Raw genomic sequence first — 24573 nt, 5'->3', positions numbered from 1 at the left:
GCCAAGTCAAAAGGAAAAAGTCAAAATGGGAGATAATGATTATAATAATTAAAGTTTAGGATGAGTATTTAAATATTATTGGATTCAAGTTTACAGTAGATGAAAAGACGTCAATTCATTAAAAAAGCCACCTTACTTACTTCAATGACCAGTCTTATGCCGTTTTTGAATTATGGGAAAATGGATTTTCCTGATAACTCTAAACTAAAATTTATCGTTGCTTCTGATGGACATTTTGGACAGCCCAATACCGATTTCCAAGGTTCCCATGCGATGTTGATTGATGCCATTCATAAGGAAGAAAATGTTGATTTTGTTATTTTCAATGGAGACTTGATACATGATGAACCTAAATGGATGTCTGAGGTGAAAAAAGTATATGATACTTTAAGAGTACCTTACTATCCTGTAAAAGGAAATCATGATAGGATTTCTGAATTGGATTGGGAGAAAATCTGGGAAATTCCTGCAGATTATTCTTTTGTGGTTCAGGATAAGTATGGGTTTGTTTTGGCCAATAGTTCCAATGAGGCGGGTGATTACCTTTGTGTTGATATTGATTTTCTTCAAAATAAATTGGACTCTTTCAGATCCCTGCCTATTGTTTTCATTGCTATTCATATTTCCCAAAATGATTGGACACGACATGGTGTTTCCTGCCAACATATATTGGATTTGGTAGCTTCTTATCCAAACGTGAGAGCTGTTTTTCATGGACATGACCATGATGTTGATGGGATAATGTTGAACCAAAAGAAACCTTATCTTTGGTCAGGTCATTTTGGAGGAAGCTGGGGTTCTCCACTCCCTGGTTATCGGGTTTGTGAAGTGGGTGAAGACGGTAAGGTGATAACTTATCTCAAATCAATGAAGGATGGGATGATTTTAAGTGGCCATACGCTATGAAGATCATTGCAATATTTTTTGTACTTACATAAATTCGCCTCACATTAATTCACCTCAACCTATGATTCGCTATATACTAAAATTGATATTTATTCCATTGTTACTTCTGGTTACGGCTTGTAACCAGGAGGAAGAAATTACCGAGGTTTTTCTGCCAAAGATATTCGCTGATCACATGGTTTTTCAAAGAAATCAGCCCATTCGTGTTTGGGGAGATGGTAGTCCGGGGAAATCTGTAATAGCCAGGTTTAACGGAAAAGAAGTGACCACCAAGATCAATAAGGAAGGTTTTTGGCAGTTGGAATTTGAGGCACTTCCTGCCTCCGGGCCCTACGAACTGGAGGTAAATGGCAAGAAATATTATGATGTCCAAGTGGGTGACGTTTGGGTAGCTGGAGGACAATCCAATATGGAATGGGTGATGAGTGCCCAAGTGGAAGGATTAAGTGAGGAATTGGCTGATTCGGATTATCCTTTGATACGGTTTTTTAAAATCCCGCATGATTATGATGCAAAAGAAAAATTTGACGTCAGAGGAGGAGAGTGGAGAAAAGCAGATCCGGATAATATCCTGAATTTCTCTGCTGTAGCATGGTTTTTTGCAAAAAAAGCCCATTTGGAACAAGGGGTTCCTGTAGGCGTGATTGAGAGTAATTGGGGGGGGACTCCCACTGAGGGATGGGTTGATGCCGAAAGACTGTTAGGTATTGATGAATACAAAGAAAAGGCAAAAAATGTAATAGATAGAAAGGATTATTGGATTCAGGAAGTTATTGACAATAAAGTCCGGGAATTGACTAGAAATGAACTGGTAATTGCTCCTCAAAATGGTGAGATTCAGGGTGTAGTGAACCCTAATTATGATGACAGTAACTGGCAGACTGTCAATTTGCCTGATGATAATCCTTTCCAAGACATTGCTTGGTTTAGAACCAAATTCACCCTATCCCAAACTGAGGGATTTATGTTGAATTTAGGTGACTTACAGCAAATGGCTTACGTTTACCTCAATGGGGGGAGACTATTTTACAAAGATTGGGGTCATGAAGTCAAAGAGTTTCCTATTCCTTCCAGCATGTTGAATAAAGGAGAAAACATCCTGGCTGTCAGATTGATCAACACTTGGGATAATGCACCTGTTTTAGGTAAAAAAGGGCAGTTATATTTGAGGTCGGGAAATCAAAAAATCTCTTTGGAAGGTCCATGGAAATACAATAACAGGATTGAGCAAGAATTACCAAAGGTAGAGTGGTACAACTGGCTACCTGGAATGATGTATAATGCCATGATTGCTCCTATTGTTAAATATCCAATAAAAGGAGTGATTTGGTATCAGGGAGAAAGTAATACAAATGAGCATGAACATTACAGGGAACTATTCGGTACTTTGATAAAAAGTTGGAGAGATAGTTGGGGTATTGGGGACTTTCCATTCCTTTTTGTGCAATTGGCTAATTTTATGGAAAGGAAAACTGTGCAACAAGATTCAAATTGGGCTTTTTTAAGGGAAGCACAGACCCAGACTTTGGAATTACCCAATACAGGAATGGCTGTGACCATTGATATTGGTAATGCCAATGATATTCATCCAAGAAACAAAAGGGATGTTGGGCACAGATTATGGAAGGTGGCAGATAAAGTGGCTTATGGGAATGATGTGATTTTTTCCGGTCCGAGTTTTAAAGATTATGAATTTAAAGACGGAAAGGTTTTGATTTCCTTTGACTATGTAGGGGAAGGATTAAAACTTTCTTATGGAAATGAGGTAAAGGGCTTTATTATAGCAGATGAAGAAGGGAAATTTTTATCAGCAAAAGCTGTATTGATATCGCCTGGAAAAGTGGAGGTATTTCACCCTTCTATTAAAAATCCTACTGAAATCCGTTATGCATGGGCAGATAATCCCGAAGTCAATCTTTATAATACTGAAGATCTACCTGCAGTGCCATTTCGGATTAGCTTGAGCAATTGAGTATGTTAATTAGGCTTGATTTAAAAGTCTTTCATTAATCAAATTAACAGCTATGGCAAGGGATTAGAGGAAATAGAAGAGATTATTTATCCTTTTTTCAAAGGTTCATTAATATACCTTTTTCAAATTCCTTTCATAGAAATCCTTAACCTGTTCAAGGCAGGAATTGCTAAAGTTTTCCAGCTCCTGAATGCTGGGCTTACCATTCAGAAGTCTTTTTTCGTTTTCGAGAAAAGACTTCTGGATTTCATTTAATTCAGAAAAAATCATAGATTTCCTATGTTGATAATCTTTACAAATCCATTGATGTAGTTTTTCTGCTGTCCACCACAGAGAGTTGTCATAAGAAGATTCCGGTTTGATGATTTTTTGAATGGTATGGGTTCCGAAGAAAAAGGGAATAAAAATGGAAATGCAGGGCATTGAAGTTCCTGTAAGCCATATGCTACTCGGCTTGTCCTTTCTGATTTCAGCTATCATACTACCTGTCGTATTACTTGGATTAGTTATTCCTGTACCATGCATACAGAGAGAGGATGTGTTTGCTTTTTTGGGATTAAATATTGGATCAGGAAGGTGATGTGTTTGGAGAATCCGTATGGCATCTGATAATTTCATGTCTCCGCCAGTTCCTGCCAATAAATCAGCACTACAAGCCTGTCTGGCCTTAGCCCTGCCCACTTTGGTGTAGAGGAAATCAGAAAAATATCCTTGGAAGGAAAATGGATTGGGTTTTGGTTGTAAATTGAATGGGAACACTAATTTTTCTTTTTCCAGATGTAAACGATCAAAATCAGAAGTGATTCCCAAACCATTGGAAATACTACCAAAGTTTTCAATTTTTTTGCTAGCCCAGGATTTTCCTGCTGTTTCTAAAATATAGGCCTCATTTGGGTCTGCAATAATGAAGCTGTTATGGTAAAAAAAATTCTTGTTTTTATATCCTCCACAGGCGTCTTGCCCATATTTTCCCAGTAATTCAATGATACAATTAAGAGCTACTTTGGCATTCTTTGTTCTTTCCAAAGCTAGCCTTAATAGATCCATTCCGGTGAGTCCGTTGTTTTTCTTATTGATTTTTACCCTAGTAAAGACCGCTTCATTGCCAATTACCAAACCAAACTCGTTTACTCCCATTTCTGCCCCCCACATTTGGAAGGGTTTGGATAGGATTACTTCATTGGTCTCTTTTACCTGGGGGATACTGATAAAAGTACAATGAAGAAATTCCTCAGAATGATGTTTTCGGGTAATATGCGCAATGGCCTGTGCTTCATTTGGTTCTCTATCTGAATTTTTTGCGAAAATCAGACTTTTATTAGAAGTGAAATCAGGAAGGGCTACAAGGGTGTCACACATTGGAATTTAAATTCATTTCTCATGTAAGTTATCAAAAACATAATTTTAACCCCTCATTTAAAATCCTATTTTTGCAGAGTTATTTCTTCCAAACTACCGAAATATGAAAAATATAAATCCTACTTCAACTCAAGCTTGGCAAAAGCTTCTCAAATTGAAAGTTGACAACAAGGATCTCCAAATAAAAAATCTATTTAAAGACCACTCCCGATTCAATAATTACTCTATTCGATTTGAAGAAATTTTGGTAGATTATTCCAAAAACAGATTGGATGAGGAAACCAAAGCTGTATTGTTACAATTGGCTGAAGAGATTGACTTAAAATCAGCCATTGAAGCCATGTTTACCGGCGAAAAAATCAATGGAACTGAAGGAAGGGCAGTATTGCATACTGCATTGAGGAATCGTAATAATACCCCGGTATTTGTAGAAGGAAAGGATGTTATGCCGGATGTCAATGCAGTTTTGTTCCAAATGAAAAGTTTTTCAGATCAAATTTTCGATGGTACTTGGTTGGGATACACCGGTAAGCCCATAAAATCATTGATAAATATAGGGATTGGGGGTTCTGATTTAGGCCCTGTGATGGTTACTGAGGCTTTGAAACCGTACCAAAACCCAAATTTGGAAATCTTCTTTGTTTCCAATGTAGATGGAACACATATTGCTGAAACGCTCAAAAAGGTGGATCCGGAGACGTCGCTATTTTTCATAGCTTCCAAAACATTTACTACCCAGGAAACGATGACCAATGCCCATACCGCAAGAAATTGGTTTTTGGAACATGCAAAAGATGAAAAGGCAGTTGCAAAACATTTCGTGGCACTCTCTACTAATGCCAAGGCGGTATCTGAATTTGGCATTGATACCAAAAATATGTTTGCTTTCTGGGATTGGGTAGGGGGCAGGTATTCTCTTTGGTCAGCCATAGGATTGCCGATTGCCTGCGCCATTGGATTTGATAATTTTGAGCAATTGTTATCCGGAGCCCATGCAATGGACAGGCATTTTAGAGAGGAGGATTTTGAACGAAATATACCTGTTATTCTTGCTCTGATCGGCATTTGGAATACCAATTTTCTAGGAGCCTCATCAGAAGCAATTTTACCCTATGACCAGTACATGCACCGTTTTGCTGCTTATTTTCAGCAAGGTAATATGGAGTCGAATGGAAAATATGTTTCCCGAACTGCGGAAAAAGTCAACTATAGCACAGGTCCTATCATTTGGGGAGAACCGGGTACCAATGGTCAGCATGCCTTTTACCAGTTGATCCATCAGGGAACCCATTTGATACCCTGCGATTTTATAGCTCCTGCCATTTCTCATAATCCTATTGGAGATCATCACATGAAATTGTTGTCCAACTTCTTTGCCCAAACGGAAGCTTTGATGAACGGAAAGAGTTTGGATGAAGTAAGGTCTGAAATGACGAAAGCGGGCAAGTCGGTTGAAGAAGTTGATAAAATTGCCCCGCATAGGGTGTTTGAAGGCAATCGGCCTACCAACTCCATTTTGGTGAAGCAAATCACGCCTTATACTTTGGGACAATTAGTGGCCATGTATGAGCATAAAATTTTTGTCCAGGGGGTGATCTGGAATATTTACAGTTTTGATCAGTGGGGTGTAGAATTGGGTAAAGTATTGGCCAATGCTATCCTGCCTGAGTTGCAGGATGACAGGTCTGTCTCAAGCCATGATTCCTCTACCAATGGCTTGATCAATGCTTATAAATCATTTAGGGATTAATTTTCTCAATTGAAAAATAGCCGGCATTTCATGTGTTTCGAAGAAATGCCGGCTTTTTGTTTTCTTTTATAGAATCAAACACCCCATATTTATACAAATCAAAATCCAAAGCACATCAATATTAGTTATGATATCCCACAAATCTTAAAGGTTCTGACATAATGATATCAAGGAATTTATCAGTTTCCCGGCCCCCTAAGATGAATGTAATTTTAAGTTCGCTTATTGGTGGAAGTGTATAAATGCAGGAATTGCAGAATATTTCTACATGTGATACACAACTTTTGCACTTCAACCAATCTCTAAGTTTTTCTAATTTTTCCTGACTACTCAATTCTGGTGGCAATTCCTGCAGGAATTCATCGATGACAGTCCCTGACTCTTCAAAGTTTTCAGATAGAATAGGATTACAGAATAGCCTGTTATTTCTGCATTCAAATTCATTTTCGGCGCAGTTGGTCAATAGAAATGCCGAAAATACCACAATCCGTGTCCCGATCTTATAATTAGTTGTCATTTAAAGCAAGCCAGGATTTCCTAATTTTCCCATAAAGAGAATGGCCCCAGAATTTTTTTCTTTGATCAAAAAATAGAAGGGTTTATCTAAAGTTATACGAGTGGGTCCGGCTGGCATAGAAGTCATAACTATTTCCACCACAGTAGCTGCTGCGGCTTCTGTTCCCTTTTCATCCACCTCTATCAATGCTTCATGAATAACTCGTGAAATCATTAAAGGCGGTAGATCACCTTCAAATATTTTCGTGAAATTTCCCTGATTGGGAGTAAATGCCTGCACCAATCCCATGGCAATTAATTGTTCTTTTAGGTTGTTGATTTTATGCTTGATTTTAAACTTGGGCATTTTAAGGACAACTTCACTTTCAAAGGAATTTTTTGACCATTGGTTCAGGTTTTCAGGTGTAATTTCAGAGACTATGTCGTTAAGATTGCCGTTTTTTGGCTGAATGACAGCCATTTGGTATTGACCTGTACTGTAAGGAATTTCATAGTAATTCACCTTGCCATTGCCTCCGATGTGCATTTTGATTTTGACGGAAGAATCCATCATATCTACTTCTACACTGCCGCCATTTTCAGGATAAAATGCTTCTTTTTTTGTGTTTTTAGGGTCAAATTGATATTTCCAATCTCCTTTGAAATATATGGCATTGACAAGGTACATGACAGCATCTCCTGGGATTCCATCCAAGATATCTTTGATGAGGTCATTGGTCTGGGAAGCAATCCAATTGTTAATGATCTGATGCGCATTGGGTTGGCCAAAATCCAATGCACTTACATTGGCATTATAATAGGTGTTCATGGCATCCTTGAATGATGCCTTTACTTGAAGCCCTTCCCTGTACCAAATCCCATTTGCTATATTCACTTTTACTTTGGAATCCACATTCATCAAATATTCTGTCAGACTTTGGACAGCTTGATTCGCTTCTTCCTCACTTAAACCATAAAAGGCAAGGACATCCAAAAATTCCTGAAGCACATTACCTTCATTTCCATTCATGGCCATGGAAAGGGCTTGGTGGATGCTAAAAGGTCCAGTAAAATAATTGTCCAAATTTTCTTTTTCCATTTCCTGGAAAAAACGAATAGCGAATTCAGCATTGCTTTGGACCATTTCAGTCTCGCTTGCTGACATTTGTCTGACGTTGGCTTCCATAGGTCCAATATCAGTGTTCTGCATGGGATTGCAAGATGCGGCTAATAGAAATAGAATGCTCAGAGATAAAAATAGATTTTTCATGGCTTAAGTATTTGATTATCTATAATATTAAGACGTGAAAAATTACTTTTCCGCTACATATGTCCATAATAATTTAGTCTTTTTGTCACCTTGATTTATTCAAAGCCATTTCAATGTCCTGAATGATATCATCCTGATGTTCCAAGCCTACGGATATCCGGATCAGACCATCGGTAATTCCAACTTTTTCTCTTTCTTCGGTGCTGAGTTTACTGTGGGTTGTAGTGGCCGGATGGGTCACAATACTTCTACTGTCTCCCAAATTAGGTGTGATTGATATCATTTGCAGGTTGTCAATAAATTTCTGAGCTCTGTATATTCCTCCTTTTAAAGTAAGGGTTACAATACCTCCTCCATATTTCATTTGTTTTTTAGCCAGATGAAATTGGGGGTGGGAGGGGAGAAAGGGATACTTTACAAATTCCAGATCCTTACTGTTTTGAAAATATTTTGCCACTGCCAGCGCATTGGAACAATGTCTGTCCATGCGGATGGCAAGTGTTTCCATGCTTTTGGAAAGAATCCATGCATTAAAGGGAGACATAGATGGGCCGGTATGCCTTGCAAAAAAGGTTACTTCCTCAATGAGTTTTTTATGGCCCAGAATCAAGCCCCCCAAGACCCTTCCCTGACCGTCAATGTATTTGGTTGCAGAATGGGTAACGATATGGGCTCCCCATTTTGCAGGTTGCTGGAGATAAGGTGTAGCAAAGCAATTGTCTACAACCAAAATCAAGTTATGAGCAGTTGCAAATTGGCCCGCCCATTCCAGGTCAATGATTTCAAGTCCTGGATTGGAGGGGGTCTCAATAAATAGCATTTTGGTATTGGGGCGTACTAACTTTTCCCAGTTTCCAATGTCTGAAATGTCCCCATAAGTGGAACTAATTCCCCATTTTGGGAATAACTTGGTCAGGAGTTGATGCGTAGAACCGAATAGAGATCGTGAGGCCAATATATGATCTCCTTGTTGGAGCAATGCCGCGATGCTTCCAAACATTGCGGCCATTCCTGAAGCAGTAGTAATTCCATCCTCAGCTCCTTCTGCGGCACAGACTTTTTGAATCAACTCAGCAGTATTGGGATTGGAATACCTGGAATAAATATTTCCTTCAACTTCATCTGCAAACATCTGCCTTGCTTCTTCCGCACTTTCAAAGGTAAAAGAGGAAGTCAGGTAAATGGGAGAAGAATGCTCTCTTTGATTGGATTTGGCACTACTGAGCCTGATGGCCTCGGTTTCAAAATGGGGCATATTAGATGTTTGATTTATTAGTGAATAACATGTTGGGTTGATTAAAATATAAACTGAATAAGGGCATAGACCTGGCCATTAAAAGACCTCCATCTCTTAAGATAAAATCAGTGCTAAGGTAAATCCGGAGATTATAAAATCTGAAAAATTTATATTGAAAACGCGCTATTTTCCAAGTCTTGGTAAATGGTACATGGTACTTGGTACAACAGTATTTTATTCTTGGCATATCATCTAATTTATAGTCCCCTTTTTGGGCAGGTTTTGGCACCTTTCCTAAGGATTAGGGTGGTTGCCAGAGGATCATAGAGCCTGTTCTCTCACCTCTTCTTTATAAATCAGTAAACTGAAGTGCTACAAAGTAAAACCAGGGTTATTATAAAAGCAAATTTTTGGCTTTTTAAAGTATTAAAGTTTTATGATACTAGATTAAGTTTAATTCAGAACTTCTTTTAAATCATACTAGATGCTGATTTCACATGGCACATAGTACTTTGTACAAAACTTAATCATTAAACTGCGTCATCGTCATATTAATCCCTACCGTGCAAAAGCTAAGAATCATTTCAATGGCTTTATCCATGAAAATTGGTAGTTCATCAATTTCTTTTTGACTCCACCTACCTAGTACGTATTCTACCTGTTTCCCTTTGGGAAAATCATCTCCAATACCGAATCTCAGCCTCGGATAATCCTGACCGCCACAAATGGCTTCAATATTTTTTAACCCATTATGTCCTGCTGCGGAACCCTTTCCTCTCATTCTCAAGCTCCCAAAGGGTAATGCCACATCATCAACAATGACCAGGATATTTTCTTTGGGAATATTGAGTTCTTTCATCCAATAATTTACAGCCTTCCCACATAGGTTCATGTAGGTGGTGGGCTTGATCAGGTAAATCTGCCTGCTTTTATATTTGAAATGGGAAGTAAATGCCAGACGATCGCTTTTCCATTCTACCCTTTGCTTGTCTGCCAAGCGGTCCATAGTAAGAAAACCCACGTTGTGACGGGTCAGTTCATATTCCGGTCCAATGTTGCCAAGTCCAACAATAAGGTATTTCATGAATAATTGATTTGATAGAATTGGGCAAAAATAAAAAATCCTGCTTAAGGTCTAAGCAGGATTTTAATTTATCGTATTTAAAATCGGGATTACTCGCCTTTTTTACCTCTAAGTGCTCTTGGAATACCTATGGTAACAATAGAAACATTGGGGCTGGTTAAAATTTCGAAACCTTCAACCTGTAATTCGCCAACTTTGAAGGACTTGCCTAGGTCCAAATTTGAGATATCAACAATAACTTTATCAGGTAGATTAGCTGCCAAGCCTTTAACTGATAATTTTCTGGTTTTGATTTCCAGTTTACCACCTTTTTGGATACCTGGAGAGGTACCAACAATCTCAACCGGCACTTCAAATTTGATTGGTCTGTCTTCGCTGAAAGCCAAGAAGTCAGCGTGCAACAATACTTCTGATACTGGATGGAACTGGGCATCTTTCAATACAGCCTTCATTTTTTGTCCTTCTACATTCAGGTCAACCATGTGCACATCCGGAGTGTAGATCAGGTCTCTGAAAAGAATGGCAGGAGAGTGGAAGTGAATCTGCTCTTTGATAGCCGGACCATAAACAACACAAGGAACACTACCTTCCTCGCGGATCTGCTTAAGTTCTGCACCATCGAGATTTGCTCTTTTAAACCCTATAATCTCTAGTGATTTCATAATTTTGTTTGTTTAAAGTTTTTTCAATTTAAAGAAAGCTTCCTAATCTATGGGACACTTCCTTTAATCAGGGTGCAAAGATAGGGGATATTTTTTTTATTACAATTTGTTTTAATTAATAATCCGATAAACTAAAATATCTCTTTAAAAAGTATAGTTCCGAAGATTACCGATCATAGGGTTTTCTTAATGACAAAAGGCCAAATATTATTTATTTACAACATAAAATGGAATATTTTGGGTTGAATAATTACCCTTTCCATCATAAACAAATACAAACAAACGATAATCGCCTTCTTGTTTTGGTGTTTTGAATTCTATGATTGGTAAGTCTTTTTGCAATAAGTGGTCTTCCATATTATGTTTGAAAACTCCTGTTTCATAAAATTTTGATTCTTCTTGCCTCAATTCCCACCGGAAAGACAGACTATCTGTATCGGGATCAGATGCAACCACTTTTCCCCTAAAAATCTTATCTGCTTCCAAATATACATTACCATTTTTTTCACTTGGGTCAATTTCCATTTGTTCTATAATTGGAGGCCAGTTTTCCGGATTTTTACCCGACCATGCCATTTGAAGGAATTTAACTTGGTCCGAATCATACCCTTCTTCTGAAAACAAGCTGAACCAAGTATGGGTTATTTCATACTTAAAGCCCCAATAAAAGGCATAGCTTCCCAAAAAATGAACACTGTCCCCATGCATTAAATACCAGTAGTTTTTCATCAAATTCACTTTTTCCTTCATGGTCAGTTCCTTAGGAGCTCCCCAATCTGTAGTTGCACTTTCCCAATGACCTGTCGGGCCCCATTCTGAAATAATATAGGCCTTATTCCAGCCTGTTCTACTGTAAATTTTATCGTACATGTTCGGTAATCTATCAAAGGCATTAAAACCCAAAATGTCTATGTCGGGCATAAAATATTTTGGAGAAATGTATTTATGTGGTTTTTCGTACAAATGAAAAACTGTTAAAACAGGATGATTGGGGTCAATTTTTTTAATTCTTTTGGCAATTCTATTCAGTGTGAAATAGACTATATATTTATTTCCTCCAAATAGATTAACTTCATTTCCAACACCCCACATCAAAAGTGCAGGATGGTTTTTGAATTTTTCGATGGTTGGTAATAATTCCTCTATTTTTTTATCCACCTGCCAAATATTCCAATAATTAAAATCATCTCCCCAGGTTGGTCTACCTACTTGTAGTCCAAGGGTCACTGTGAGGCCCAATGCATGTGCTTCATCTAATATCCTTTCAGCATCCTGTATGTCCCAAGTTCTTACTGAATTTCCACCATAGGCGGCTATTTTGTCAAGGTTCTCTGTTCCTCCTGCACCTTTGATAAAGTAGGGTTGACCATTTCGCAAAAGTTGTGCCCTCCCGTCTTTATATTTGACCTCAACGGTAGGAGTATCAGTTTTTACTTCTGTCTTATTGCAGGAGAAAATAATTAGGGTTAACAGTAAAAAAATAATTAATTTTGTCTTTTGCATAAATGCAATAATTTAGATTTGATTTTTCCAAAGTTAAAAAAAAATATTTCAAAAATAAATTTTTAGGTTTTTTGAATAATAAATTTTGTATTTTAAAAATAAAATAAAGTATTTCGTGTAGTAATTGTCTAAAATGTTTTTTTAATGTGATGAACAGGAATAACTTGGTTTGGGGTAGGTTAATATTAATATTTTCAATATTTTCTTTAGGCCTTTTTTTATTTGGTTTTTTTACCGAAGTAGGGGTAGGGCACAAAACTTTATACTATCTTTTAACTATTTCTTTAATATTAAAATTATTAAAGGTGGGATTTGAATGGTACCATTATGCAGGTTTACTTTCGAAAAATCCATCCACTCAAATCCTCAAGAAGCCCAAAAAGAATTATTCTGTAGATATGCTCACCACTTTTTGTCCGGGGGAGCCATATGATATGCTAGAGAATACCTTAAGGGCAATGGTTGCGGTTGAATATCCACATTCCACTTACCTTTGTGATGAAGGAGATGATCCTTATGTAAAAAGAATTTGTAAAGAATTGGGCGTCATTCATGTAACCCGAAAAACCCATGAAAATGCTAAAGCAGGTAATATTAACAACGCTCTGAAACAGGCAAAAGGTGAAATTTGTGTGATTATGGATCCTGATCACGCCCCATTTCCTGATTTTTTAGATCATGTTTTACATCATTTTGATGATCCGGAAATTGGATACGTTCAAGTGGTTCAGGCTTATGGTAATCAAGGAGAATCTTTAGTGGCTAAAGGAGCGGCAGAACAAACCTATACATTTTATGGGCCATATATGCGGGCTATGAGCGAATTTGGAACAGCTCAGGCTATTGGTGCAAATTGTACATTTCGAAGAGCGGCATTAGATTCTATTGGAGGACATGCTCCAGGATTGACCGAAGATATGCACACTTCTATGTTGCTTCATGCCAAGGGATGGAAATCTGTTTATGAATCGGTCATATTATCCCGAGGGTTGGTCCCCAGTGGTTTGGCGGCTTACTATAAACAACAGTTGAAATGGAGCAGGGGCACTTTTGATCTTTGGGTTAACCTTTATCCCAAATTGTTTTTGAAATTTAATTGGCGCCAAAAGATACATTATGGTTTGATGCCGGTTTATTATCTGTTTGGTTTAATTGGTTTAATTGATATTCTAGTACCTATTTATTCTCTTTTAACAGGAGAGTATCCATGGTTATTAAATCCTATGGTGTTTTTCACATTTTTTACTCCATTTTTTCTATTCAGTTTGATTTTCAGATTTTATGCCCAAGGTTGGTTAAACGAACCTGAAGAAAGAGGTTTACATTTAATTGGTGGAATTTTAAGAGTTGGTACTTGGTGGATATTTATCTTGGGCTTTATTTATACTATTTTTAATGTTAAGGTCCCATATATTCCAACACCAAAAGAGCATTCCACGAAAGGAGACTTTTTATTAGGATTACCGAATTTAATGGTTGCGTTGATATCAGCAGCAGCGGTAATCTATGGCCTGTATTGGGATTGGCAGCCTTATAGTTTATTAATGGCATTATTTGCTTCAGTGAATGCGATTATATTTTTTCTTGCTTTTGTAATTGGACAATCATCCTGGTTTACTTCATTAAGAAATATTTCCTCAAAAATTCAAAATTTTAAACCAATCCGATCCAAAGCTTTTTCTTTTCAGAGGTTAAGTTATTTAGCATTTATTTTTACCTTATTGATATTATTTTTCGCAAGTTCTTTTTTTGTGATGAATTCTTTTAAATTAGGTAGCGATCAACATGTTAATCCGAAAGTTAAAGATCCATTGGACAAAGAACTAGGAGGGTTTTACTCTGGTATTTATTATCCTCAGTTTGACAACCAAAGTGAGATTTCTCTGATTGCTGATCTGGAAGGTAAATCCAATTACAAATGGGCAATTATTTCAACTTACCTTCCCTGGTCTGATGATTCTTTGCCTTATGAACACTGGGAAAAAATCATTCATCATGGGGCAATTCCAATGATAACTTGGGAACCATGGACCAATTTATTTGCATCTTACAGGGAAAATGAAGACCTGAAAAATAATAAAAGAGTGTTTCATTATATCCTTGAGGGTTATTTTGATGAGTACATAGATAATATGGCGGCATCTCTAAGAGATCTCAATCACCCTGTTTTCTTAAGATTTGCACACGAAATGGAAAATCCCATGTACCCCTGGTCGGGAACAGGAGGGAACACACCCGAGGAGTTTATAGAAGCGTGGATTTATGTACATACCCGATTTGAAAATTCAGGGACCCAAAATGTTTCCTGGGTATGGAGTCCTTGGTCCACAGAAGGTTTTGAAAACTATTTTCCACATGGCGGATATAAACCATATGTGGATTGGATTGGTTTGACTGCTTTAAATTATGGATTAGCATTTAATGACAAAGCACCTAAAACATTTGAAGAAATCTACCTTCCGTTTAAAGAACAAATTGAAGAAAAAAACTTGAAGCTGCCTATTATGTTGGCTGAATTTGGGTCAACATCGTATGGAACAGATGCAAAACAATGGGTTTTTGAGTCAATCAAAAAAATAAAAAAGAACTATCCGGAAATCAAATCCACTGTAATGTTTTACAGTGATCTTGACAAAAATTGGTTTAGTGACTGGCGTCCTACTGAATCTTCTGATTTTATAAGATGGACTTTTGACTTGAGTGATATTAATAATTGGTTTAAAGGATATGGGGCTTTTTTTCAGACAAAGAATCAAATTGAATATGACGATGAAGTTACCGGCGTGATTTCCCCCGAAATGTTAAAAAGTGAAAATGGTAATCACTACTTATTGGTGGATGGAATGCCGTTTTATATGAAAGGGATTTGTTATAATCCGGGACATGATTGGGAGGAAGGTTTTTATCCCTTGTCAAGAAAACAATTAGAAAAAGATTTTGAGCAAATAAAGAATATGGGTTCAAACACTATTAGGAGGTATGAACCCAGTATTTATGACAGAAATATCCTTAAAGTTGCTGATGAAAACGGTTTGAAAATCATGTATGGTTTTTGGTTTGACCCAAAAATAGATTATAGACTTGACAGAAAGAAACTTAAGGAATATGAAAAAAAGATAATTGCATCGGTTGAGAAATATAAGGAAGATCAAAATATTATAGCCTGGAACATTGGGAATGAAACCTGGGGATTATTAAAGAAATATTATGCCCAACCCTACCTTGCCTTGGTTAGAATACATTACTTGCAATTTTTGAATAATCTTGCCTTAAAGATTAAAAAAATAGACCCTACCAGACCTGTATTTTCCTCGGAAGAACATGACAATGAAAGGTTGTATGGTGTTTTACACCAATATAAAGCCCATGCACCACACATAGATGTTATTGGAGTGAATTCTTATTATGAAGAAAATATTGGGAAGATAGATTCAATTTTTGAGTCGTTTTACCCCGAAATTCCTTATGCAGTTACTGAATTTGGTCCCAAAGGTTACTGGAACAACCAAATGGGAGATTACTGGAATAATTACCTATTGATCGAACTTTCCTCTATTTCCAAAGCTGAATGGTACAAAAAACAATGGGTTGAAATAATCGAAAAAAATAAAGGGAAAAATTTAGGAGGATTTGCATTTAGCTGGAGAGACCGATATGAAGGAACTTCAACATGGTTTGGAATCACTGATTACAAGGGAAGACTTAAGCCATCTTATTATTATCTGGAAAGTGTGTGGAAAAAAGATGAAAAAGTAAATCTGGAATTTCCGGATATATCTATTGTTGGACCTTGGCATTATAGAAAACCAGGGGAATCTGTTTGGCTTTCAGCGACCATTTTAAATGATTACAAGGGGAAACTTAATTTTGAATGGGAGGTACATGAGGAGAAAACCTGGAAAAAAACCACGTCCGTTTTGACCAATTTAGAGGATGGAAAATTTGTGGAAATCAGATTGCCATCCAAAGATTCAAGGGTTTATGTTTTTGCCACAGATACATTGGGAAATGTAATTACAGCTTCAAGACCACTTTTGATAAATAATTAATATTTTTTAAAAAAAAAATTAAAAAAAATAATTTTGACCTTCTTTTTCTTTTAAATATTTAAAATTGCTCTTTGAATCTGTTATTTTGATTTTTGTTACATTTTAAGGTTTTAAGTGTAAGATTTGATTTTATACTGGTATATTTTTTCTATTTTTTTTGGTATAAAACTTGTTAATTAGAGCTTGTTGGAATAATTAAAACAGTTATTAACTAACAAAGGCCCTAGTTATGGATTATAAAAAAATATTTTACAAGACCTGTATCCAAAAAAACTTAATCACCCATAAGTCAGAGATACTTTTAGTCGAAAAGAAAAACAAGATTCATTTTAATATTCTTGATTTTTCATTCAATCCTGAAATTAAACTTTTATCCTAATTTTGAGATTAGTAGGGATGAGGAGATTTATTTTAAAATTATTTACCGTGTTCATGGTATATCTTGGCTTTAACCAAGTGTATGCAAATCCTTTATTTACTGATAAAGACAATGGGTCGGCTTCAAATAGATCTGTTGGATTTGAAGAAGTCAGGAGATTGATTTTTTCACAATCCTATGAAGAAAGTGCTGGTTTTGAGGAGAATTTAACAGAATTAGAGGCCAAAGTAGGAGAGGTGATAGTTTTTGCGGCTGAACCTGAACCGGGATTTTATTTCAGTCATTGGGAGGTAAATGGGCAAAAAGTAAGTGAAAAAGTAGAGTTTGAATACACTATGCCAAATAGTGATGTTCAAATAGTGGGAATTTTTAAAAGTATTGGTCAACCTTCCATAAGAATTGCTTCCCCTGCCGACAATTCAACCTTTGAATCCAACAAAGATGTATCAGTTAGATTTGAAGCAAGTAGCCCTAATGGAAATATTACAAAAGTTGAATTGTTTAAAGATGGAATAATTGTTGGAACGGTATCTGATCCTAGAAGTATTTTTACTTTAACCAATCTTCAAATTGGCTCTTATGTATTGACTTCTAAAGTGACAGATGATAAAGGAGCAACAGCTGTTTCACCTCAGGTTGAAATAGAGGTAGTTAAGCCAAATGTACCTCCTGTTGTCCAGATTATCTCACCTTCTGATGGATCAACTTATCTTGAGGGTTCAAATATAAGGTTTGAGGCCGAGGCCTTAGATTCAGATGGTAAAATTTCAAAAGTTGAGTTTTACAGAGGAAGTGTATTGATAGGGTCTTCTACCTTACCTCCCTATCATGCAACCATATCAAATGCAGCTACTGGAAGTTACACCATTACAGCCAAAGCTTTTGATGAAAAAAATGCTTCCGCGGTATCATCTCCTATCAACATAATTGTAGGAAAACCCAATCAATTACCTACTGTATCAATTTCTTCTCCAAAAAACGGGGATAAATTTATTGAGGGTTCGGATCTGAAAATTGATGCGAATGCTGCGGATTCAGATGGTAGAATTACAAAAGTCGAATTCTACAGAGGTAGTACACTGATTGGGACTTCTACCACTTCTCCTTATTCAGTGATCTGGACAAAACCTGCTGCGGGTGGTTATGCTTTGACTGCAAAAGCTTTTGACGATAAAAACGCGACAACAACTTCTCAGGTTATAAATGTTACAATAGAAAAACCAAATGTTGTTCCTACGGTTAGTATAACCTCTCCAAGCAGTGGTGCTATATTTATGGAGGGTTCGGATATAAAAATTGAAGCCAATGCTTCTGACTCTGATGGAAGAATAGTCAAGGTTGAATTCTATAATGGGAATACGCTTTTAGGAACATCCACAACCTCTCCTTATTCCATTACATGGAGTAAACCTTTAGCAGGAACTTATACTTTAACTGCCAAAGCTTTTGATGAAAAAAATGCTACTACTGTTTCCGCTCCTAGAAAAATTGTGGTTGAAAAGCCTAATCAATTACCAAATGTAACCATAACATCACCAAAAAGCGGAGACAAAATTTTAGAAGGTACTGAGGTAAGTATTCAAGTAAATGCATCTGATGCTGATGGCACTATAATTAAAGTTGAATTTTACAATGGAACTACCCTATTGGGCACAGTGACAACAGCACCTTATATTTTCAAATGGGATAAGCCTGCGGCCGGGAATTATACCTTGACTGCTAAAGCTTTTGATAATAAAAATGGTGCCACTGTTTCAGCAGCTGTTAATGTTACAATAGAAAAACCAAATGTTGCACCAACTGTGAGCATTACTTCTCCTAAAAATGGGGATTTATTTGTTGAGGGTACGGATATTAAAATAGAGGCAAATGCGGCAGATTCAGATGGTAAAATCACTAAAGTGGAATTTTACCGAAGCGGTACTTTGATCGGAACATCTACTACTGCACCATATTCAATTACCTGGAGCAAAGCTTTTGTAGGCAAGTTTGCTTTGACTGCAAAAGCATTTGATGATAAAAACGCATCGACAGTTTCTTCAGTGGTGAATATTGAAGTAGAAAAAGAAAATGTTCCACCGACAGTTAGTATTTCAGCTCCTTTATCGGGTTCAAAAATACTTGAAGGATCCGATGTGAAAATTAAGGCCAATGCAGTCGATTCAGATGGAAGAATTACCAAAGTTGAATTTTATAAAGGAAGCACCCTAATAGGTACCTCAACAATTGCTCCCTATGTAGTTTCCTGGCCTAATGTAGAATTGGGTACTTATACCTTAACAGCAAAAGCATTTGATAACAAAGGTGCGAGTAGGACATCTGCACCTGTCAGCGTGACCGTCTTGCCTGAACAATTGATTCCTGAAATAGAGTTTATTTCTCCTTTGGATAATCAGACTTTTGAGGCGGGAGAGAAGATATTAATGACTGTGATGTTCAGTGGGGACGCTGAACATGTGAAAAAAGTTGAATACTTCAGTGGAGATCAATTGATTGGAACATCTACCGAAAGCCCTTTTATATTTGATTGGGAAAATGCTACCTCAGGATTTCATACCATCAAAGCTGTTGCAACAGGAGGGTTTCCAGAAAAATCCAATATTTCATCAGAGGTAAAAATAACCGTAAAATATATTCCTTTTGAAATAGTAAACCCAATCCGAAATTCAACATTTCCTACAGGTTCTGATATACCGATTATGGTACAACTGCCAAATGACACAGACAAGGCAATTAAACGGGTGGAATACTATAGGGGAAATCAGAGATTGGGATCGAATGGTAAAGAACCTTATGCTTTCATTTGGAAAAATGTACCACAAGGAGAACACAATTTGGTGGCAAGACTTGTTTTTGAAGACAATAGTATTGTTCTGAGTCCAGTGGTTAAAATTTTCACTGAAGAAATGAAAGTTCCGACCATCAATCTTGATTATGAGATATTGAATCCTTTAGATTCTGTGTTAAGGGAAGTGGCATTTAGAATTGGCTTCGAAGATTTGGATGTACCCATAGTAAATGTCGAATATTTCGTAAACGGCATTTCCATAGGGGTAGCAGACAAAGATCCATTTGGGATGAAGTGGCAAAAATTATTACCTGGCAATTACCAAGTGATTGCCACTGCAACGGACCAAATGGGTAACCATTTTAACTCAAGGGCTATAGATATTGAAATTCCTAAAATAGAGCCCCTTAGGATTGCTGAAATTAGGCCTGAACTAACTTATGTCATAGGTCCAAACCCAACAACTGATTATCTGAATATTTATTTTGATGATATAGATGAAGAATCGGAATTGGAGATTAGGACCGTTTCGATGAGAGGAGAGGTCAATAAGGTATATGTAGCTAAACCAATAGGTTCAATGATCAGTATTGATGTAACGGATTTGAATGAAGGTATTTATCTACTTTATATAAATTATAAAAATGAATATTATCCGGCCACAAAATTTATAAAAAAGTAATAAGTGGCACTGATTATGCTAAATAAAATCGATAAAAATGTGCGGAAAAAGCGCTATAAAAATAAGTTTATGAATAGACTAAATAGAAAGGGAAAGGGAATTCAAATGTTGGGAATAATATTGCTTGGGATTCTGTTTTCTCTTTTCCAATCGAATCTGAATGATGCATTAGGAATTTCAGAGGAAAAAAGTATTGAAAATAATCCGGCGGATTCCGTTGATTTCAAAACTTATGCTACGGAAAGTACAGCCAACCTAGCTACAACCAATATGAATGTTTTAGGGCAAAGACTTTGGTTTGGAGGTGCTGAGACGGGGAATTTATCAGAATGGAGTGGTAATCCGCAAATGAATAGTCAAAATGTGCTTTTTTCAGGGTCCTCAGCTGATAGAGCCTTATCAGGGTCAAGGTCGTTTAAGTTGCAAGCAGACATGGGAGGGAAGATGGCCTCTACTCAATTGTATGTATGGGGGGCAAATGGTATACCAACCAATAACCCAGATGCTATTTATACTGCATGGTTTTTCATTCCAGAGAAAATTGATATGACGGGAGTTTCTTGGTATAATATTTTTCAATGGAAAGCAAGAATTTCGGATGGTAGTTCTAGAAAAACAGCAATTGTTCATATTGAGGTAAGAGGAGGAAAAGGTTCTGGAGGTAATAATTATCTTCAATTATATTGGACTGATTGGAGTAGCGGAAGTTCAAGGGATAATCGTATACCGGCCCTCAGTCAAGTAGATATTCCAATTGGAAAATGGTTTAAAATTCAGGCAAGATATTGGCATAGTACTTCTGGAAACAATGGAAGGATTATGATGTGGCAGGATGATGTTTTGATTTTTGACCAACAAAATATTCCAACTTATCCTAATACTATTCGTGGTTTGCCAACAACTGAATTGCAATGGTCTGTTAATAATTATGGACAAAATACTATTCCTTCAGTTACAACTGTTTATATTGATGATGCTTCTATTCATTTACCAGGGGAGCAACAGGAGATACCAACCTATACCTTAAGTTTACAAAGAAATCCAAGTTCAGGAGGAACGCTGGAAAATTTAACTGGTGGAAGTTCATACAAACAAGGTGACCAAGTCAAATTAAGGGCCACTCCAAACTCAGGTTTTGCCTTTCTAAATTGGTCCAGAAATGGGCAAGTGATCAGTACAAACCCTGAATTTACCTTTACCATGCCGGGATCTAATGTAACTTTGGTTGCAAATTTTGAAGCGGTTACTACAGAACCAACTACCACTTCACTTCAATTGGGAGCATCTCCTAGTAATGGAGGGAAAGTTAGAATTAAAACAAGAAGCAATTGATGTTGAATTTGCGTAATAGTAAAATATATATGAAATAATTCAATATAATTATTATCATTTTGAAAGGTTTTTTCACAAAAAAAGAAAGATCAAATCTAAATATTAAAAAAACAAAATTGTATTATAAAAAAAAGAACCCCGAAATTAGCTGATTTCAGCTATTTCGGGGTTTTATATTAAGTTTTATGCTTAATATCAGTGGTTTGAGAAATAACCAAGAAGCACTAATTATAAAATAATCAAGGAGTTATATAAGGTTTTCAAGAACTCTCAATAAATAATTGAAATAGCTTTTGGGATTACATTAACATTTATTGTTTCAGGTTGGAATTCAGGTATATAGTCTCCATCTAAATGAAAAAAATAGGGTGGTTTTAATTTTAATTTTAAATTTTGTATTGAGAAGATATTTACATTTTCTGATTTATGAAGGTTCTTGAAAAATAATCTTACCGCAATGGATAAATGACTATTTAGACTACTTTTTCTGACTTGAACCATTTCTAATTTTCCATCTATTACACTTGAATTAGGTGAAATAAAGGCATTATTTCCATATTGATTAGTATTTGCAAATGTTAAAATAAAGAAATTTTCAATTTTATTTTTGTCTAAATTAGCAGAAATAGGTTGAAATCCTCTATAAGCAAGAAAAATTGCTTTTAAGTAACCTAATAATCCTCTTTTCTCCATTGATGCAAATTTTTTTGCAACATTTGCATCAAAACCAAAACCAGCAGTACATAAAAAAATATAATCATTTACCTGACCAACATCAACTTTTTTGGATTGTCCAGTCATGGCCAAATTAATTGCAAAATCGAGATTTTTTGGGATTTTTAGATGATTTGCTAAACCGTTACCAGATCCCATTGGTATTATACCCATAGGGATATTAGAATTTACTAAACTTGAGGCTATTTCTCTCACAGTTCCATCCCCTCCAACTGCAATTATTTTTTTTGCCCCTTCTTCAATACTAATATTCGCAAGCTTAGAAGCATCGTTTTTTGATTGTGTAATTAAGATTTTATTTTCAGGAAATTTTGTAATTTTATCAATAAGATTTTGCCTTTTTGCTGAACTTACACTCCCTGAAATTGGATTGACTATGAAATAATTCATTTGATATTAATTGATTATGAATTAAAAATCAATTCCTTAGTTTTATGTATTCAATTTTCTTTTTATTAAAAATAGGGATACTGTCCCTTTCTTCATACTCATTCCTAGCCAGACTAAATTTAGGATTAAAATCCAAGTAATCTATTCCAGAAAGATCAGCAACAGTATGGAAAATATTTAAGTTATCTGAAACCTTATTTTTGTTTTTTATCATGATTTCAATCTTTTTTTCATTGTGCTCTTTATACTGTTCTGAGAACCAAATGAAGAGCGGAATATGTAGCTCTGTTATGGAAGGGTTATCAGAACCATAACCAAAAATACTTGAATTATCATCATCAAATAAGTTAATGCCATGGTCTGAAGTAAAAATTAATAATGAACTTAATTTCTCTCTTTTCAAAGAATTTATTAACTCACCAAGAATAAAGTCTTGAAATAAAATTTTATTGTCATAATCATTTATTATCTCCTCTTTGGAATCATTATATGAAATTTCTTTTTTACCATTGGTATTGGGTTTAAAATGATTTTTATAGGGGAGAGGCGGAGCCGTATGATTGCCTAACAAATTGATCAAAATGAAAATTTTATTATCTCCTTTTCTATCCAAAATATTTTTAAATGGGACTAAAGTTTCAATATCTGTGATTTCAGGCTTTTCCAAATTAGCAATTAATGTATCTGGTTCTGATTGATTTTCAAGAAAAAAAATGAATTGATTGGATATCCATGCAGTTTGATAATTTACTTCTTTGAATAAGCTTATGATGGACTTTTCTTTAAACGCTTGTTCAAAATTTGCTGGCGTGGCTTTTGTAATTAAAGTTGGAATTGAGTTTGAAGTTTGGTTAGCATTAGAATAATGACTTTTAAATGAAATTAGGTTGTCCAACTCTGACAAATAAGGACTTGTTAATTTTTCATAACCATTTAATGTCCAATTAGAAGACCTCATAGCTTCGCCAATGATTAATATTACCACATCTGGCTGGTTTTCTTCTTTAGTGTTAGATTGAAAACTGAAACTTTCTCTTAATTTCAAATGTCTGCCAAAACGTTTTATATAACTTCTTAATTCATTAAGACGATAATAAAAATTTAGTGGAGGTTTCTTGAAAAAATCTTCTTTTAGGGTATGTACAAAGATATTTTTATCACTTAAAAATATATAACTATTAATGTTTTTGATAAATGGTATTGAGAAAGAGAGTACTCCAAATATTATAGCAGAAAAGAGTAAGGATGCCTTTTTTGGTTTTATTGAAACTTCTTTTTGTTTATTTATTGAGAATAGAAATATCAAAAATGCAACAAGCAATAAGGGAAAAAGAGCATACTTTGCATAATCTCTTACAAAACCGCTTGTTTCATTCCAATTCGTATAGTATATAGATTTTATATTGTCATGTGATAAATATTGATTGAGAATCAGAATGTTGAAGAATTCAATAATTAAAGTTGGGATATAAAGTAACATTAAAAACCAAAAAGTTTTTTTTTCATTTTTGAAGAAAAATTGCAAGAAAAAGAAGATGGCAATTGTAAAAAGAAATTTACTCAGTATTTCAAAATAATTATCAAGACCTGAATATCCAGTAATATTTAGATATACTATCGGTGTTACAAAGCCTAAAATTACTGCAAATCTTTTAAAACCTGAAAAACAATAAATAGTCCTCTTACTATTCATTTCCTATTTTTTTGATTAGAAAAAAACCATGGTAACATTGAATTAACAATTTGGTAAACAGAAATTAATTTTCCAAACGAAAAAAGAAAATCCTAGCAATGACTTTGCTTACGGTTTCAAAAAATTGGTGTCTTACCAGTTGGGAAAAATCTAGATTTTTCTCTTGACCCGAGAGTATATAACTGAGGTCATTGAGCTAGCGATTCTGGGAATGAATGTGTAGAAAAACCAATTGGATTCTAGAGGCCATTTAGTCACTTTGCCATAAATTGTTTAAAATCTTTGTA

Annotated in this window: 15 protein-coding genes and 1 riboswitch; of the genes, 6 read left to right on the top strand and 9 right to left on the bottom strand. The window is 35.7% G+C overall.

The annotated features are described in order from the left end of the window. The first annotated feature begins 99 nt into the window (after positions 1-99). Positions 100-906 (top strand): metallophosphoesterase family protein, encoded by an 807-nt coding sequence (locus tag ACFSKV_RS17260; RefSeq protein WP_380805581.1) that lies wholly within the window; start codon positions 100-102, stop codon positions 904-906. Between the two features lie 61 nt (positions 907-967). Further along, positions 968-2878, top strand: coding sequence for a sialate O-acetylesterase (locus tag ACFSKV_RS17255; protein ID WP_380805579.1), 1911 nt, complete (start codon positions 968-970; stop codon positions 2876-2878). Positions 2879-2986: 108 nt separating this feature from the next. Here the strand turns inward: ACFSKV_RS17255 and ACFSKV_RS17250 are convergent, their stop codons facing one another. After that, a complete protein-coding gene (locus ACFSKV_RS17250; protein ID WP_380805574.1) occupies positions 2987-4237 on the bottom strand; it encodes a carcinine hydrolase/isopenicillin-N N-acyltransferase family protein in 1251 nt (416 codons plus the stop codon). A 103-nt stretch (positions 4238-4340) separates the two neighbouring features. Here ACFSKV_RS17250 and pgi point away from each other — a divergent pair, with 103 nt between their 5' ends. Beyond that, a complete protein-coding gene (gene pgi, locus ACFSKV_RS17245; protein WP_380805570.1) occupies positions 4341-5987 on the top strand; it encodes a glucose-6-phosphate isomerase in 1647 nt (548 codons plus the stop codon). Positions 5988-6108: 121 nt separating this feature from the next. Here pgi and ACFSKV_RS17240 read toward each other — a convergent pair whose 3' ends face one another. From ACFSKV_RS17240 to ACFSKV_RS17215, 6 genes are all read right to left on the bottom strand, one after another. Beyond that, on the bottom strand, positions 6109-6504 hold the full coding sequence (locus ACFSKV_RS17240) for a hypothetical protein (protein WP_380805568.1): 396 nt from the start codon (positions 6502-6504) through the stop codon (positions 6109-6111). Further along, positions 6505-7752 carry a serpin family protein gene (locus ACFSKV_RS17235; RefSeq protein WP_380805565.1) on the bottom strand — a complete coding sequence of 416 codons (1248 nt, stop codon included), beginning with the start codon at positions 7750-7752 and terminating at the stop codon, positions 6505-6507. 85 nt (positions 7753-7837) lie between these two features. Continuing rightward, entirely contained in the window at positions 7838-9007 is a 1170-nt protein-coding gene (locus tag ACFSKV_RS17230) for a trans-sulfuration enzyme family protein (RefSeq protein WP_380805563.1), read from the bottom strand. Between the two features lie 236 nt (positions 9008-9243). Then, positions 9244-9347: riboswitch (SAM riboswitch) on the bottom strand. A 165-nt stretch (positions 9348-9512) separates the two neighbouring features. Continuing rightward, complete coding sequence (gene pth, locus ACFSKV_RS17225; protein WP_380805560.1) at positions 9513-10073, bottom strand: aminoacyl-tRNA hydrolase; 561 nt, start codon at positions 10071-10073, stop codon at positions 9513-9515. Positions 10074-10162: 89 nt separating this feature from the next. After that, positions 10163-10735, bottom strand: coding sequence for a 50S ribosomal protein L25/general stress protein Ctc (locus ACFSKV_RS17220; protein WP_380805557.1), 573 nt, complete (start codon positions 10733-10735; stop codon positions 10163-10165). A gap of 207 nt (positions 10736-10942) precedes the next feature. After that, positions 10943-12238, bottom strand: a complete 1296-nt coding sequence (locus tag ACFSKV_RS17215; protein ID WP_380805555.1) for a glycoside hydrolase family 2 TIM barrel-domain containing protein — start codon at positions 12236-12238, stop codon at positions 10943-10945. 305 nt (positions 12239-12543) lie between these two features. On the opposite strand from ACFSKV_RS17215, the gene ACFSKV_RS17210 reads away from it, so the two are divergent. The 3 genes from ACFSKV_RS17210 to ACFSKV_RS17200 all read left to right on the top strand — a co-directional run bounded on the left by ACFSKV_RS17210 (position 12544) and on the right by ACFSKV_RS17200 (position 21468). Further along, positions 12544-16287: a glycosyltransferase gene (locus tag ACFSKV_RS17210; protein ID WP_380805552.1), complete on the top strand. Its 3744-nt coding sequence runs from the start codon at positions 12544-12546 to the stop codon at positions 16285-16287. 432 nt (positions 16288-16719) lie between these two features. Further along, on the top strand, positions 16720-20136 hold the full coding sequence (locus tag ACFSKV_RS17205) for an Ig-like domain-containing protein (protein ID WP_380805547.1): 3417 nt from the start codon (positions 16720-16722) through the stop codon (positions 20134-20136). 69 nt (positions 20137-20205) lie between these two features. Then, complete coding sequence (locus tag ACFSKV_RS17200; protein ID WP_380805543.1) at positions 20206-21468, top strand: InlB B-repeat-containing protein; 1263 nt, start codon at positions 20206-20208, stop codon at positions 21466-21468. 270 nt (positions 21469-21738) lie between these two features. Here ACFSKV_RS17200 and ACFSKV_RS17195 read toward each other — a convergent pair whose 3' ends face one another. Together ACFSKV_RS17195 and ACFSKV_RS17190 are read right to left on the bottom strand one after the other, a co-directional pair. Continuing rightward, positions 21739-22593 (bottom strand): diacylglycerol/lipid kinase family protein, encoded by an 855-nt coding sequence (locus tag ACFSKV_RS17195; protein ID WP_380805540.1) that lies wholly within the window; start codon positions 22591-22593, stop codon positions 21739-21741. Positions 22594-22621: 28 nt separating this feature from the next. Beyond that, positions 22622-24286, bottom strand: coding sequence for a phosphoethanolamine transferase (locus tag ACFSKV_RS17190; protein ID WP_380805537.1), 1665 nt, complete (start codon positions 24284-24286; stop codon positions 22622-22624). Between the last annotated feature and the right edge of the window lie 287 nt (positions 24287-24573).

Origin of the sequence: Shivajiella indica (assembly GCF_042683085.1) — a bacterium.
Lineage (GTDB): Bacteria > Bacteroidota > Bacteroidia > Cytophagales > Cyclobacteriaceae > Shivajiella > Shivajiella indica.
This window is presented reverse-complemented; position numbering and strand designations above follow the sequence as displayed.

Excerpts from the sequence above, each read along its gene's own strand:
- ACFSKV_RS17260 (WP_380805581.1), top strand. The coding sequence starts at position 100 with ATGAAAAGACGTCAATTCATTAAAAAAGCCACCTTACTTACTTCAATG.
- ACFSKV_RS17255 (WP_380805579.1), top strand. The coding sequence starts at position 968 with ATGATTCGCTATATACTAAAATTGATATTTATTCCATTGTTACTTCTG.
- ACFSKV_RS17250 (WP_380805574.1), bottom strand. The coding sequence starts at position 4,237 with ATGTGTGACACCCTTGTAGCCCTTCCTGATTTCACTTCTAATAAAAGT.
- pgi (WP_380805570.1), top strand. The coding sequence starts at position 4,341 with ATGAAAAATATAAATCCTACTTCAACTCAAGCTTGGCAAAAGCTTCTC.
- ACFSKV_RS17240 (WP_380805568.1), bottom strand. The coding sequence starts at position 6,504 with ATGACAACTAATTATAAGATCGGGACACGGATTGTGGTATTTTCGGCA.
- ACFSKV_RS17235 (WP_380805565.1), bottom strand. The coding sequence starts at position 7,752 with ATGAAAAATCTATTTTTATCTCTGAGCATTCTATTTCTATTAGCCGCA.
- ACFSKV_RS17230 (WP_380805563.1), bottom strand. The coding sequence starts at position 9,007 with ATGCCCCATTTTGAAACCGAGGCCATCAGGCTCAGTAGTGCCAAATCC.
- pth (WP_380805560.1), bottom strand. The coding sequence starts at position 10,073 with ATGAAATACCTTATTGTTGGACTTGGCAACATTGGACCGGAATATGAA.
- ACFSKV_RS17220 (WP_380805557.1), bottom strand. The coding sequence starts at position 10,735 with ATGAAATCACTAGAGATTATAGGGTTTAAAAGAGCAAATCTCGATGGT.
- ACFSKV_RS17215 (WP_380805555.1), bottom strand. The coding sequence starts at position 12,238 with ATGCAAAAGACAAAATTAATTATTTTTTTACTGTTAACCCTAATTATT.
- ACFSKV_RS17205 (WP_380805547.1), top strand. The coding sequence starts at position 16,720 with ATGGTATATCTTGGCTTTAACCAAGTGTATGCAAATCCTTTATTTACT.
- ACFSKV_RS17200 (WP_380805543.1), top strand. The coding sequence starts at position 20,206 with ATGAATAGACTAAATAGAAAGGGAAAGGGAATTCAAATGTTGGGAATA.
- ACFSKV_RS17195 (WP_380805540.1), bottom strand. The coding sequence starts at position 22,593 with ATGAATTATTTCATAGTCAATCCAATTTCAGGGAGTGTAAGTTCAGCA.
- ACFSKV_RS17190 (WP_380805537.1), bottom strand. The coding sequence starts at position 24,286 with ATGAATAGTAAGAGGACTATTTATTGTTTTTCAGGTTTTAAAAGATTT.